The organism is Pseudomonas sp. TE3899, from assembly GCF_056279105.1.
Genome location: NZ_JBWBQR010000001.1, coordinates 6,198,058 through 6,212,124, shown reverse-complemented (window position 1 = coordinate 6,212,124; position 14,067 = coordinate 6,198,058). Strand labels below are relative to the sequence as shown.

At 60.5% G+C, this 14,067-nt stretch carries 12 protein-coding genes; 3 read left to right on the top strand and 9 right to left on the bottom strand.

Features of this window, described 5'->3' with window-relative positions; translation table 11 throughout:
* Window positions 1-43 precede the first annotated feature (43 nt).
* From ACZ89E_RS28315 to ACZ89E_RS28305, 3 genes are all read left to right on the top strand, one after another.
* The gene (locus tag ACZ89E_RS28315) at window positions 44-268 is read left to right on the top strand and encodes a hypothetical protein (protein WP_149658153.1); all 225 of its coding nucleotides are present in this window, start codon (window positions 44-46) and stop codon (window positions 266-268) included.
* Window positions 269-515: 247 nt separating this feature from the next.
* Window positions 516-1,784 carry an OprD family porin gene (locus ACZ89E_RS28310; RefSeq protein WP_476257076.1) on the top strand — a complete coding sequence of 423 codons (1,269 nt, stop codon included), beginning with the start codon at window positions 516-518 and terminating at the stop codon, window positions 1,782-1,784.
* Between the two features lie 147 nt (window positions 1,785-1,931).
* Window positions 1,932-3,425: a sensor domain-containing diguanylate cyclase gene (locus tag ACZ89E_RS28305; protein WP_476256819.1), complete on the top strand. Its 1,494-nt coding sequence runs from the start codon at window positions 1,932-1,934 to the stop codon at window positions 3,423-3,425.
* Window positions 3,426-3,590: 165 nt separating this feature from the next.
* On the opposite strand, the gene lpxC is transcribed toward ACZ89E_RS28305, so the two are convergent.
* The 9 genes from lpxC to murD all read right to left on the bottom strand — a co-directional run bounded on the left by lpxC (window position 3,591) and on the right by murD (window position 14,062).
* Window positions 3,591-4,502, bottom strand: coding sequence for a UDP-3-O-acyl-N-acetylglucosamine deacetylase (gene lpxC / locus ACZ89E_RS28300; RefSeq protein ID WP_054045542.1), 912 nt, complete (start codon window positions 4,500-4,502; stop codon window positions 3,591-3,593).
* Between the two features lie 112 nt (window positions 4,503-4,614).
* Window positions 4,615-5,808: a cell division protein FtsZ gene (gene ftsZ / locus ACZ89E_RS28295; protein WP_033061342.1), complete on the bottom strand. Its 1,194-nt coding sequence runs from the start codon at window positions 5,806-5,808 to the stop codon at window positions 4,615-4,617.
* 78 nt (window positions 5,809-5,886) lie between these two features.
* The gene (gene ftsA, locus ACZ89E_RS28290; protein ID WP_054045544.1) at window positions 5,887-7,146 is read right to left on the bottom strand and encodes a cell division protein FtsA; all 1,260 of its coding nucleotides are present in this window, start codon (window positions 7,144-7,146) and stop codon (window positions 5,887-5,889) included.
* A 15-nt stretch (window positions 7,147-7,161) separates the two neighbouring features.
* Complete coding sequence (locus ACZ89E_RS28285) at window positions 7,162-8,031, bottom strand: cell division protein FtsQ/DivIB (RefSeq protein WP_054045546.1); 870 nt, start codon at window positions 8,029-8,031, stop codon at window positions 7,162-7,164.
* A gap of 4 nt (window positions 8,032-8,035) precedes the next feature.
* A complete protein-coding gene (locus ACZ89E_RS28280; RefSeq protein WP_149661086.1) occupies window positions 8,036-8,992 on the bottom strand; it encodes a D-alanine--D-alanine ligase in 957 nt (318 codons plus the stop codon).
* The gene (gene murC / locus ACZ89E_RS28275) at window positions 8,989-10,449 is read right to left on the bottom strand and encodes a UDP-N-acetylmuramate--L-alanine ligase (protein ID WP_149661087.1); all 1,461 of its coding nucleotides are present in this window, start codon (window positions 10,447-10,449) and stop codon (window positions 8,989-8,991) included. The genes ACZ89E_RS28280 and murC overlap by 4 nt, the downstream gene beginning before the upstream one ends.
* Window positions 10,442-11,512 carry an undecaprenyldiphospho-muramoylpentapeptide beta-N-acetylglucosaminyltransferase gene (gene murG / locus ACZ89E_RS28270; protein WP_476256818.1) on the bottom strand — a complete coding sequence of 357 codons (1,071 nt, stop codon included), beginning with the start codon at window positions 11,510-11,512 and terminating at the stop codon, window positions 10,442-10,444. Before murG ends, murC begins: the two co-directional genes overlap by 8 nt.
* Entirely contained in the window at window positions 11,502-12,719 is a 1,218-nt protein-coding gene (gene ftsW, locus ACZ89E_RS28265) for a putative lipid II flippase FtsW (protein WP_149661089.1), read from the bottom strand. The genes murG and ftsW overlap by 11 nt, the downstream gene beginning before the upstream one ends.
* Window positions 12,716-14,062 (bottom strand): UDP-N-acetylmuramoyl-L-alanine--D-glutamate ligase, encoded by a 1,347-nt coding sequence (gene murD / locus ACZ89E_RS28260; RefSeq protein ID WP_476256817.1) that lies wholly within the window; start codon window positions 14,060-14,062, stop codon window positions 12,716-12,718. Before murD ends, ftsW begins: the two co-directional genes overlap by 4 nt.
* Window positions 14,063-14,067 lie beyond the last annotated feature (5 nt).

Below are 14,067 nucleotides of genomic sequence, written 5' to 3'. Positions count from 1 at the left end.
TTGGCGCACCAAACAGCACTTGCCAAGCAAGAAGGTTTTAAAGATGTCCAACACTATGGGTATTGCCAGCGCTTTCGTTTTGTCGACTTTGTTCCTGTCACCGTTCGCCATGGCTGAAGAGTCGCAAGCCTTCGTCGCGCAGAATGCAGCACGCGCCAATGCGTTCGAACAGTCCCAGGCCGAGATGACCGCCAAAGCCCACGACGCTGCGCAAACCCCTCAAGCGTCCACTTCTGCAGCCCTGCCACAGGTTGAGAAAGACAGCTGATCTACCGTATCGCTCTCTGTTTCCCTCGACACTTTTCATCGGCTCTTCCCTTTGAAAAGTTGTCTTCAAAGCCGCTGCTATCAGCGGCTTTTTTTATTGTGCAGAAAACACGCCTCGCTTCGTCTCCCTAAACAAGAAATAAAAAAACGTCGATACATGAACTGACGTTAATGACCCAAAAGGAGCTGTACCGCACGTGTCTTTTTCTCTAAAGCTCAGCCCGTTGTTCATTGCAATCGCTGCAACGATGGCCGCCAATGCCCAGGCCGACGATGACTCCAGCCGCGAAGGTTTTGTCGAAGGGTCGAGCCTCAACCTCAACGCCCGCAACTACTACATGAACCGCAATCGCCACCAGCACACCGATGACAACATCGAATGGGGCCAGGGCTTTCTCGGCAAGTTCGAATCCGGTTTCACCCAGGGCACGGTCGGTTTCGGTATCGACGCCCACGCCATGCTCGGGTTGAAACTCGACGGCGGTGGCGGCACTGACGGTTCGAGCATCCTGCCGATCAGCGATGGCAACGGCAAAGCGCCGGGCTCGTTTTCCACGGCCGGCGGTACGTTGAAAATGCGTGCCTTTGATACCGAATTGAAGGCTGGTGACCTGTTTCTCACCAACCCGGTAATCGCCGGTGGCGACAGCCGCATGTTGCCGCAGACGTTTCGCGGCGTCAGCCTGAGCAACCATAGCTTTGACGGGTTCCTGATCGAAGGCGGTCAGGCCAGTTTCACCAAGCCTTACAACCAGAGCGGCCACACGCGGATCGGCACGTCTTATGGCACCCTCGCCGATGGCGACGACAGCCAGCATCTGAACTGGGCCGGTGTGGCCTGGAGCGGTCTGCCGGGCCTGACCAGCAGCCTGTACGCGTCTGAGCTCAAGGACATCTGGAACCAGTACTACTACGATCTGGATTACACCTACCAGCTCAATGACTTGGTCAGCCTCAACCCGGGCCTGCACTTCTATCACACGCAAGACACCGGCGAAGCGCTGCTGGGCAACATCGACAACAACACCTACAGCCTGCATTTCACCGTGGGCGTGGGCAATCACAGCGTCACGGCCGCGTACCAGCGGGTCAACGGCAACACTCCGTTCGACTACATCAGCCAGGGCGACAGCATCTACCTCGACAACTCCCAGCAGTACTCGGACTTCAACGGCCCGAACGAGCGCTCGTGGAAGCTCAAGTACGCCTACGATTTCGTGGGGCTCGGCCTGCCTGGCCTGACCTCGGCGGTGTCCTACTCACGGGGTGAAACCGACCTGACCAAAGTCGACCCGGACAGCAAGGGCTATGCTTCGTGGTACAGCGCCGACGGTAAGCACGCCAAGCACTGGGAACGCGACATTGATCTGAAGTACGTGGTCCAGGAAGGCAAGGCCAAGGACCTGGCGTTGCGCCTGCAATGGGCGACCAACCGTGGGGGCAATGGCTACGGCGCACTGGATCAGGACACTGATGAATACCGCGTGATCGTCGACTACCCGATCAATGTCTTCTAAGCTTGGATAAACAAAAGGCCAGCACGTTTTGCTGGCCTTTTTATTGCCTGCCATTTATACAGGCGCCTTGGACGCAACCGGTTTCTGCGATTCTGCCCGACGCTCGCCACCTACTTTCCAAACGCCCCATTAGCAGAAGTCAGAACCATGAGTGTGAGCAGTGCACTACCTGAGCATTCGATCCGGTCAACGCGATCGGAACGGATTCTGGTGCTCACCAGTTTATTGCTGGTGATTGCGATCTTGAGCATCGTGGCGTTCCTGCTGGTTCGCGAACGCGCCAACGCCCAACTATCGGCCACTCGTGCCGCCACCAATATCGTGCAACTGATCGAAGCAGACGTGCTGCGCAACGTCGAACTCTATGACCTGTCCTTACAAGGCTTGATTGCCGCCTCACGCCGCGACGACCTCAAGACCGTGTCTCCCATCATTCGCCATTTAGCCTTATTCGACCGCGCCACCGCCGCACCGTACAAGGGCGACATTTTATTGCTAGACCCCCATGGTGATGTGATCGCCGACTCGGCTTCGGTGGAACCGCGCAAAGGCAATTTTGCGGACCGTGAATACTTCCAGGTCCATATCAATAACCCGGATCCGGCCATGTTCATCAGTCGCCCTTTTCGAACGCGGCTGGCCGAGCATGAATGGCGTATCAGTTTCAGCCGTCGAGTCAGCGGAACACAGGGCGAATTCCTCGGCGTCGCTGAAGCGGCGATGCGCCTGAGCTACTTCGATCAGTTGTTCAGCAGCTTGACCATCGGACCGAACAGCTCGGTTAACTTGATCAGCAAGGACGGGATTCTCCTGGCACAAGAACCGCGTCTGGCCGAAGAGTTGGTCGGCAAGGATTTCAGCAGCCGCCCCAACTTCCAGCGCATAGTCAAAGAAGGCGACGGCAGCTTTACCGGCATCTCAAGCCTCACCCAGGATAAACGCCTGTACACGTTCTCCAAGGTGGGCAACTTGCCGTTGATCGTCATTGTGGCGCTGTCCAGCGATGAAGTGTTCGCGTCGTGGAAACGTACGGCGCTAGTGGTTAGCCTGGCCACCCTTGCGCTGTGCATCAGCCTGCTCTGGCTGACGTGGTTACTCTGCCGGGAATTGCGCCTGCGCCACAGCGCCGAGCGGGAACTGGCGCAACTGGCGGCCACCGATGCCCTCACTGGCGTAGCCAACCGTCGAACCCTGGATCAAACCCTGCGCCATGAATGGTTTCGTGCCCAACGATCGGGCCTGCCCTTGTCCTTGCTGATGATCGATGCCGATCACTTCAAGGCGTTCAATGACCGGCACGGTCATCTGGCCGGTGACGACGCGCTGTGCTCGCTGACCAAGGTCATCAGCACCAGTGTGCGACGGCCGGGAGACCTGGTCGCCCGTTACGGCGGTGAGGAGTTCTCGGTGATCCTGCCGGAAACCGACAGCGCCGGTGCCCGGCAGATTGCCGAAGCCATCCGTGTCGCCGTGGAGCAATTGCCTTTGGTGCCAGGGGCCGAGATGCCGATGACTGTCAGTATCGGGATCAGTACCTGGACCAGTGCGAGCGAGACGAATCTGGAGCGGTTGTTGTTTGCGGCGGACAAGGCGTTGTATCAGGCCAAGGAAGGGGGGCGCAATCGGGTGGTGGCCGGATGATCGTTCCCACGCTCTGCGTGGGAATGTAGCCCGGGACGCTCCGCGTCCCATCAAGAGCCGAACGCGGAGCGTCCGTTGAGGCATTCCCACGCAGAGCGTGGGAACGATCGGGCATAAAAAAAGGCCACCCGAAGGCAGCCTTTAAAAACTAGAGAGGTTTTTTGCTTACACGGCCGCAACAGGACGCATGTAAGAGATCGGTGCGGTGCTGGCGTCTTCGAAAGTCACGACTTCCCAAGCATCTGTCTGCTCAATCAACTTGCGCAGCAGCTGGTTGTTCAATGCATGTCCGGACTTGAAGCCCTTGAACTCACCAATCAGGCTATTGCCCAGCAGGTAGAGGTCACCAATGGCATCGAGGATCTTGTGCTTCACGAACTCGTCTTCATAGCGAAGGCCGTCTTCGTTCAGTACGCCATCCGCGTCGACCACAATAGCGTTTTCAACGCTGCCGCCGAGTGCGAGGTTGTGCTTGCGCAGGTACTCGATGTCACTCATGAAACCAAAGGTACGGGCGCGGCTGACTTCTTTTACGAACGAAGTGCTGGAAAAATCCACGCTTGCACTTTGTGTGCGGTTACGGAAAACCGGGTGATCGAAATCGATTTCGAAGCTCACTTTGAAACCTTCGAAAGGGACGAAAGTGGCGCGCTTGTCGCCGTCTTCCACTGTCACTTCCCGCAGGATCCGGATGAACTTCTTGGCCGCGTCCTGTTCTTCCAGGCCGGCCGATTGAATCAGGAATACGAAAGGTCCAGCGCTACCATCCATGATCGGGACTTCGGACGCGGAGAGCTCGACGTAGGCGTTATCGATGCCCAGGCCAGCCATGGCCGAGAGCAAGTGCTCCACCGTATCCACTTTGACGTCACCGTTGACCAGCGTGGTCGACATCGTGGTTTCGCCAACGTTTTCCGCGCGAGCAGGAATCTGCACCACAGGGTCCAGATCGGCACGAACAAACACGATGCCGGTGTCGATAGGTGCAGGCTTGAGGGTCAGGTATACCTTCTCCCCGGAGTGCAGGCCTACACCTGTGGCACGGATAATATTTTTCAGTGTGCGTTGTTTAATCATGGCTTGGGCCGCTTCAGCGCAAATTGCGAACTGGTATCAACAAAGGCTGGCGATGATAGCAGACCATGCCTTTGCTGAACACCAATCACCTTCATAGCCCTGATACATTCCATCAATCAGCCTGACGACGCAGGAATGCCGGGATGTCCAGGTAGTCCAGATCGTCTTGCGGATTCATCTTCGCGGCAGTCGCAGCACCGGCCTGAGCCTGGTTGCGCATGACGGTCGGACGGTCCAGGTCACGGTAGTTCACAGCAGGCGCTTCCTGACGCGAAGGCGCTTGTTGCTGCGGCTGCGAAGCCACGGACGTGTGCATGGTGTTGTCGATAACCTTGACAGGCTTCTCGATTTTCGCGCCCAGACCCGTGGCAACCACGGTTACGTGCAGCTCGTCGCGCATGTCCGGATCGATAACGGTACCGACCTTGACCATCGCGTGCTCGGAAGCGAAAGCTTCGATGATGCTACCCACGTCGGAGTACTCACCCAGGGACAGGTCAGGACCGGCGGTGATGTTCACCAGGATGCCGCGTGCACCTTGCAGGTTCACGTCTTCAAGCAACGGGTTGCGAATGGCCGCTTCGGTGGCCTCGCGTGCACGGTTCGGACCGCTGGCGCAGCCAGTGCCCATCATCGCCATGCCCATTTCGCTCATGACAGTCCGTACGTCGGCAAAGTCGACGTTGATCATGCCCGGGCGCTTGATGATGTCGGAGATACCGCGAACGGCACCGGCCAGTACATCGTCAGCCTTGGCGAAAGCCGACAGCAGGCTTGCGTCTTTACCGAGGATGGTCAGCAGCTTCTCGTTGGGAATGGTGATCAACGAGTCGACGCTTTCAGACAGCAGACGGATACCTTCGTCGGCGATCTGCATACGCTTGCGGCCTTCGAACGGGAACGGACGGGTCACCACCGCAACGGTGAGGATCCCCATTTCCTTGGCCACTTCGGCAATGATCGGCGCAGCACCGGTACCGGTACCGCCGCCCATGCCAGTGGTGATGAACACCATGTTGGTGCCCTGCAGGACTTCGGCAATGCGCTCACGGTCTTCGAGAGCGGCCTGACGACCTACTTCAGGGTTGGCGCCGGCGCCCAGACCTTTGGTCACACCGGTACCCAGTTGCAGGATGGTCCGCGCGCCGATGGATTTCAGCGCCTGGGCATCAGTGTTGGCGCAGATGAATTCGACGCCTTCAATGTTGCTCTTGACCATGTGGTTGACAGCGTTGCCGCCGCCTCCGCCAACACCGATAACTTTAATAACCGGGCTTGCGGGGATGTTGTCTACGAGTTCGAACATTTTCCCTCTCCTTTACATTCTCTAGTTTTTTCGCCTACTGCTTTTGCTGCTTGTCGCTTGCCGCTTGAAACTGCTTCGTCAGAAGTTGCCTTGCACCCAGCTCTTGATGCGATCGAGCAAGGCGGGTTTGGCTTCTTCATTGCTGTAACTGTCGCGGCTGCTGATGCCCGAGAACGAAATCCCGTCGGACTGCTTTTGCAGGCCGTACATCAACAGGCCAACGCCAGTGGAATAAATCGGGTTGCGGACCACGTCATCCAGGCCCTTGACGCCGTGCGGCACGCCCAGGCGGACTGGCATGTGGAAGATCTCTTCGGCCAGTTCGACCGCGCCTTCCATTTTCGACGTACCGCCGGTCAGCACGATGCCGGCCGGGATCAGGTCTTCGTAGCCGCTGCGACGCAGTTCGGCCTGGATCAGCGTGAACAGCTCGTCGTAACGCGGCTCGACCACTTCGGCCAGGGCCTGGCGGGACAGCTCGCGCGGTGGACGGTCGCCCACGCTTGGGACCTTGATGGTTTCCCCGGCACCGGCCAGTTTGGCCAGGGCGCAGGCGTAGCGAATCTTGATTTCTTCGGCGTACTGGGTCGGGGTGCGCAACGCCATGGCGATGTCGTTGGTCACCTGGTCGCCCGCAATCGGGATCACGGCGGTGTGACGGATCGCGCCTTCGGTGAAGATCGCGATGTCAGTGGTGCCGCCGCCGATGTCCACCAGGCACACGCCCAGTTCTTTCTCGTCGTCGGTCAGGACCGAGTAGGCCGAGGCCAGTTGCTCGAGAATGATGTCGTCGATTTCCAGGCCGCAGCGGCGCACGCATTTTTCAATGTTCTGTGCGGCATTGACGGCGCAGGTGACCACGTGGACCTTGGCTTCCAGACGTACGCCCGACATGCCCAGCGGCTCACGAACGCCTTCCTGGTTATCGATCACGTAATCCTGCGGCAGGGTGTGCAGCACGCGCTGGTCAGCCGGGATCGCCACGGCCTGGGCCGCATCGAGGACGCGTTCAAGGTCGGCGGCGCTGACTTCGCGATCACGAATCGCCACGATGCCGTGGGAGTTCAGGCTGCGGATGTGATTGCCGGCCACGCCGACGAACGCCGAGTGGATCCGGCAACCGGCCATCAGCTGCGCTTCTTCGATGGCGCGCTGGATCGACTGCACGGTGGACTCGATGTTCACCACCACGCCTTTCTTCAGGCCGCGGGACGGATGAGTGCCGATCCCGACGATTTCGAGCGTGCCGTCGTCCGAGACCTCGCCGACCAGCGCCACCACCTTGGAGGTGCCGATATCGAGACCGACGATCATTTTGCCGCTTTGCACGTTTGCCATGGGTCCTGCCTCTTCTTAATTCTTCGCGACAGCGGGTTGGGCTGTCGTGGGCGCTACAGGTTCCCGCCAGCCAACAGCGAGGCCGTTGGCGTAGCGCAGATCGATGCGCGCAATGTTCGTAATCTGTTCTTTAAGCGTCTTGTCGTAGATGGCAATGAAGCGGCGCATCTTTTCCACCAGGTTGCCGCGTCCCAGCAGCAGTTCGATCCCCGGGCCAGAACTACCGGCACCGGTGGTCAGGAACCAGCTGCCTCGTTCACGCAATTCCAGGCGTGCAATCGAGAAGCCCAATGGCCTGAGCATCTGGCTCAGCACCTGGTATTGCTGCATCACTTGCTGCTGGGCCCGTTGTGGGCCGAACAGCTGTGGCAAGTGTTCGTAGTTCGCCAGCTCACGCGGGGTGAACGCCTGGCCCTGGTTGTTCAACAGCGACTCGTCGCCCCAACGGGCCACCGGCAGCTGTTCTTCCAGGCGAATCACCACTTGGTCCGGCCACACCCGACGCACTTCGGCGTGGGCAATCCATGGCATCGTTTCCAGCTCGGTGCGCATGCTCTCCAGGTCGATGGTGAAGAAGCTCGACGCCACGTACGGGGCGATCCGCTGCTGCACCGCTTGCTGGCTGATGTAACTCAAATCGCCCTGCACATTGATCTTGGTGATCGGCCGGTCGGCGTAGGGCAGCAAACGCTGCGCGCCTTCGTAAGTGCCGAAACCCAGCGCAACCAACAGCACCGGCCAGAACAAGGCTTTGAGAAAACCAAAATTGGCTTTCGGCAGGCGCGCAGACATCGGCTCTTTGGCCACCATTCGGCTGGCACCCCGCGGCACCGGCTTGCGGCCGGGTGGTGCGGGGGGCTGATGTCTCAACTGAGCGCCTTGCATGGTCTTACCCTCGCGGCTCAATGCTTGCGGCCAAAATCGCCAGGACCAATTGCTGGAAATCCAGACCGGCAGCACGGGCCGCCATCGGCACCAGGCTGTGATCGGTCATGCCCGGTGCGGTGTTGACTTCCAGGAACCAGAATTGCCCATCGGCGTCCTGCATCACGTCTGCCCTGCCCCAACCGGCAATACCCAGCGCCTCACAGGCTTTGGCCGTCAGGTCCATCAGTTCTTTTTCTTTGTGGCTGTCGAGGCCACACGGGATCCGGTACTGGGTATCGGAAGCCACGTACTTGGCGTCGTAGTCGTAGAAGCTGTGCGTCGTGCCCAGGGCAATCGGTGGCAACACCTGGTCACGCAGGGTGGCGATGGTGAACTCCGGACCTTGAATCCATTGCTCGACCAACACTTGCGAATCGTAGGTAGCGGCCGCTTTCCAGGCGTCGATCAACTCCGACGCGGAACTCACTTTGGCCATACCGATACTTGAACCTTCATGGGCCGGTTTGACGATCAAAGGGAAGCCCAGTTCCGTCGCCGCCGAAATACAATCGGCCTCCGAACTCAGTACGGCGTGGCGTGGCGTCGGAATCCCGAGGCTGTGCCAGACCTGCTTGGTACGCAGCTTGTCCATGGCCAAAGCCGAAGCCAGGATGCCGCTGCCGGTGTAGGGAATGCCCAGGCATTCGAGCAGGCCCTGCATGCTGCCGTCTTCACCGCCACGACCGTGGAGAATGATGAAGGCGCGATCGATTTTTTCGTTGAGCAAACGCTGCAACAGGTCATCGCCGACGTCGAGGCCGAACGCATCCACACCGGCGCTTTGCAGCGCTTCGAGAACGGCGTTACCCGACTTCAGGGACACCTCACGCTCGGCACTCTTGCCGCCGAACAGCACGGCGACGCGGCCGAAGTCTTTCGGCGCGAGGGTGGAGACGAGGTTGGCGTAAGCAGCAGTCATTTCAACTTCCCCACGGCAGGCGCGGCAACCGCACCCACGAACAACGGACTGTTCAACAATTTCGGCGCAAGGCCGCCGATATCACCGGCGCCCTGGCACAGCAGGATGTCGCCGGCACGCAACAGCGGCTTGACGATTGGCGCGAGGTCGACACCGCGCTCGATGTAGATCGGGTCCAGCTGACCGCGCTGGCGGATGCTGTTGCACAGCTTGCGGCTGTCGGCGCCCGGGATCGGTTCTTCACCGGCCGGATAGACTTCCATCAGCAGCAGCACGTTGGCGTCGGCCAATACATTGACGAAATCGTCGTACAGGTCCCGCGTGCGGCTGTAACGGTGCGGCTGGTACACCATCACCAGACGACGCTCCGGCCAGCCACCGCGTACGGCTTTGATCACTGCTGCGACTTCGGTCGGGTGGTGACCGTAGTCATCGACCAGCATCACGTTGCCGCCGTCTACCGGCAGTTCGCCGTAGACCTGGAAGCGCCGGCCGACACCCTGGAACCCGGACAGGCCCTGGACGATGGCTTCATCGCTGACACCCTCGTCGGAGGCGATGCAAATGGTCGCCAAAGCGTTCAATACGTTGTGGTTGCCCGGCATGTTCACCGAGACATCCAGCGGCTCGCGCTCAGGACGCAGCACGGTGAAGAAGGTCTGCATGCCTTGCTGGCGCACATTGATTGCGCGCACGTCGCAGTCGTCGCCGAAGCCATAGGTCACCGTCGGGCGTTTGACCAGCGGCAGGATTTCGCGCACCACCGGATCGTCCAGGCACACCACCGCCAAACCGTAGAACGGCAGGTTGTGCAGGAACTCGACGAAGGTTTTCTTCAGTTTGTTGAAGTCACCGTCGTAGGTCGCCATGTGGTCGGCGTCGATGTTGGTGACCACGGCCACCAACGGCTGCAAGTGCAGGAAGCTCGCATCGCTTTCGTCGGCTTCGGCGATCAGGTAACGGCTGGTGCCGAGCTGGGCATTGGTGCCCGCGGCATTCAGACGGCCACCGATGACGAACGTAGGGTCCAGGCCACCGGCGGCGAACACCGAAGCGATCAGGCTGGTCGTCGTGGTTTTGCCGTGCGTGCCGGCGACGGCGATGCCGTGGCGATAGCGCATCAGCTCGGCGAGCATTTCGGCACGGGGCACCACCGGGATCCGGCGTTCCAGGGCGGTGGCGACTTCCGGGTTGGAAGTGTTCACGGCACTGGACGTAACCAGTACATCGGCGTTCGCGGCGTTCTCGGCGCGGTGGCCGATATAGATGTGCGCGCCAAAGGATTCCAGGCGCTCGGTCACCGGCGATGCCTTGAGGTCGGAACCGGACACTTCATAGCCCAGGTTCAACAACACTTCGGCAATACCGCACATGCCCACGCCGCCGATGCCGACGAAGTGGATGCGACGGATGCGGCGCATTTCCGGGTGCGGCATGGCTTTCTGATTCTCAACCATGGGCCACCTCCAGGCAGGTGTCGACAACGTTACGGGTTGCATCAGGTTTCGCCAGGCGGCGGGCCGCGTTGGCCATGTCATTGAGTCGTTGCGGTTGCATCAGGACCTCTGTCAGGCGTGCGGCAAGATCTGCGGCGCCAGTCGTTCTTTGCGGCATCAGGTAGGCAGCGCCTTCACGGGCCAAATATTCGGCGTTGCGGGTCTGGTGATCGTCGATTGCGTGGGGCAAAGGCACCAGCATCGAGGGCAGACCGGCGGCGGCCAGTTCACTGATGGTCAACGCGCCGGCTCGGCACACCACCAGGTCGGCCCAGCCATAGGCTTGGGCCATGTCTTTGATGAAAGGCTGCACTTGCGCCTCGACGCCTGCCTCGCGATAGCGCTGCGCAGTCACTTCATCGTGGTTTCTGCCGGCCTGATGAAACACTTCCGGGCGCAGGTCGGCGGCGACTTGCGACAGGGCTTCAGGCAGCAACTTGTTCAACGGTTCTGCGCCCAGGCTTCCGCCCAGGATCAGCAAACGCGCCTTGCGACCGGCCAGAGCGGGTCGCGGTGTGTCGAGGAACAGCTCGGTGCGCACCGGGTTACCGGTGGTCCGACGGCTGTCCGACAGGGTAAAGGTGTCGGGGAACGCTTCACACACCCGGGCGGCCAACGGCATGAGCAACCGATTGGCGGTACCGGCGACGGCGTTCTGCTCGTGAACGATGACCGGCACGCCAGACAATTTGGCCGCAACACCGCCAGGGCCCGTCACATACCCGCCAAAGCCGACCACACACACCGGCCGCAGCTTGCGAATGATCGCCCGCGCCTGCCAGATCGACTTGAGCAACATGAACGGCGCCTTGAGCAGCGACAGCTTGCCCTTGCCCCGCAGGCCAGTGGCATTGATGCGATGCAGTTCCAGACAGGCCGCCGGGACCAGGTCGTTTTCGATGCCGCGCGGGGTGCCAAGCCAATGCACGGTGTAACCGCGGGCCTGGAACTCACGAGCACAGGCCAGCGCCGGGAACACGTGCCCGCCGGTGCCGCCCGCCATGATCAATACGTTAGCGCCCATGGGGTGGCTCCTCGGCGAAGTCACTCTCATGGAACTCCATCTCTTCACTGCCCAGGTGGGTTCGACTCTCCCACTCAATGCGCAGCAACAAGCCGAGACAGGCACAGCAGATCACCAACGAGCTACCGCCATAACTGAGGAACGGCAGGGTCAGGCCCTTGGTCGGCAGCAGGCCGACGTTCACCCCAATGTTGATCAGGAATTGACCAATCCACAGGAACGACAAGCCGTAGGCCACATACGCCGCAAAAAACTGCTTGGCCTTCTCAGCCCACAAACCGATGTACATGCCACGAATACAGACGAAGACGAACAGCGCGACGGTGCACAAGGAGCCCACGGCCCCCAGTTCTTCGGCCAGGACCGAGAACACGAAGTCGGTATGCGCTTCCGGCAGGTAGAACTGTTTCTGCACGCTGTTGCCCAGGCCAACGCCCAGCCATTCACCGCGACCAAACGCAATCAAGGCTTGCGACAACTGATAGCCGGCACCGAACTGGTCGGCCCACGGATCCGCGAAGTTGGTCAGGCGCGCCATTCGATACGGCTGCACCTGAATCAACAACACCACAGCCCCGACCGCCAGCACCACCATCAAGGAGAACCGGAACAGCCCGACCCCGCCGAGGAACAGCATCGCCGCCGCCGCGCCCATCATTACAACGGTGGCACCGAAGTCCGGTTCCATCAGCAACAGACCGGCCATTGGCAGCAGCACGATGAATGGCTTGAAGAAGCCCATCCAACTCTCGCGCACTTCTTTCTGCCGACGCACCAGGTAACCGGCGAGGTAAATCACCACGAACACCTTGGCGATCTCGGATGGCTGCACGTTGAAGAAACTGAACCCGATCCAGCGCATCGAACCGTTCACTTCGCGGCCGATGCCGGGGACGATCACCATCACCAGCAGGCCGAACGCGCCAATCAGCATCAGCCAGCCCAGGCGTTGCCAGGTGGCGATCGGAATCATCATGGTGACGATGCAGGCAGCGAGACCCAGCACGATGTAGATCAGGTGGCGAGTCATGTAGTACAGGGCACTGCCCGACTGCACGGCCGCCACTTCGGTCGATGCCGAGGCGATCATGACCAGCCCCAGGCCGATCAACGCCAGGCAACCGACGAGCATCGGGAAGTCGAGGTCGATACCGCGCCCGGTGATGATGGGCGATGGATACGGCTTGATGATATTTCGCAGGCTCATGCCAGATCCTCCACAGCGCGGACGAACTGGTGACCACGGTCTTCGTAATTCTTGAACATGTCGAAACTGGCGCAGGCCGGGGACAGCAGCACCACATCGCCCGGGTGCGCAGCGGCGCGGCATTGCTCGACGGCTTCGACCAGCGAGCCGACGCGAATCAGCGGCACGGGGTCGCCAATGGCCTCGCCGATCTTGTCGGAGTCGCGGCCCATCAAAATGACCGCGCGGCAATTGACCGCTACTGGATCGCGCAGATCCTTGAATTCGGCACCCTTGCCATCGCCACCGGCGATCAGCACGACCTTGCCGTCGATGTCCGCGCCCAGGCCTTCGATGGCGGCCAGTGCGGCGCCGACGTTGGTGGCTTTGGAATCGTTGTAGTAGCCGACGCCATCCAGATCACGGACCCATTGGCAACGATGTTCCAGGCCGGCGAAGGTGCGCAGGCTCGACAGCATCGCGTCGAACGGCAGGCCGACGGCGTGACCCAGCGCCAATGCCGCCAGGGCGTTGGACTGGTTGTGGGCGCCACGAATCTTCAACTCGCGCACCGGCATCAGGTTCTGGAATTCGAAGGCCAGGTACTTCTCGCCGTCCTCTTCGCGGATACCGAACGCCTTGAAATCAGGTTTGCTCAAACCGAAGGTCCAGCATGGCTGGCCCTCGCCCATCAGCGGACGGCTCAAGGCGTCCTGACGGTTGACCACAAACTGTTTGGCCCCGCGGAAGATCCGGTGCTTGGCCAGGTGATAGGCCGGCAGGCCGCTGTAGCGGTCCATGTGGTCTTCGCTGACGTTAAGCACAGTCGCCACTTCGGCGTTGAGTTGATCGGTGGTTTCGAGCTGGAAGCTCGACAGTTCCATCACGTACAACTCGACGTCATCGCTGAGCAAATCCAGCGCCGGCGTACCGAGGTTACCGCCGACCGCCACACGCTTGCCTGCCGCCGCAGCCATCTCACCAACCAGGGTGGTAACGGTGCTTTTCGCGTTGGAACCGCTGATGGCGACAATCGGCGCCTTCGCGTTACGCGCGAACAGCTCGATGTCGCCGGACAATTTCACGCCACGGGCGGCGGCAGCCTGCAGGGCCGGGGTCGCCAGCGCCAGGCCGGGGCTCACGTAGAGCTCGTCGGCGCGGCACAGGAACTCGACGTCCAGCTCGCCACAACGCACTTCCACGTGCGGATAGTCACGCTTGAGCGTGGCCAGTTCCGGTGGATTTTCCCGCGTATCGGCCACGGCAAACGACGTGCCCCGGTTCGCCAGGAAGCGAACCAGGGACATGCCGCTCTTGCCGAGGCCGACAACGATGCGGAAGTGGTCAGAAGCGATCAGAGACACTCGTT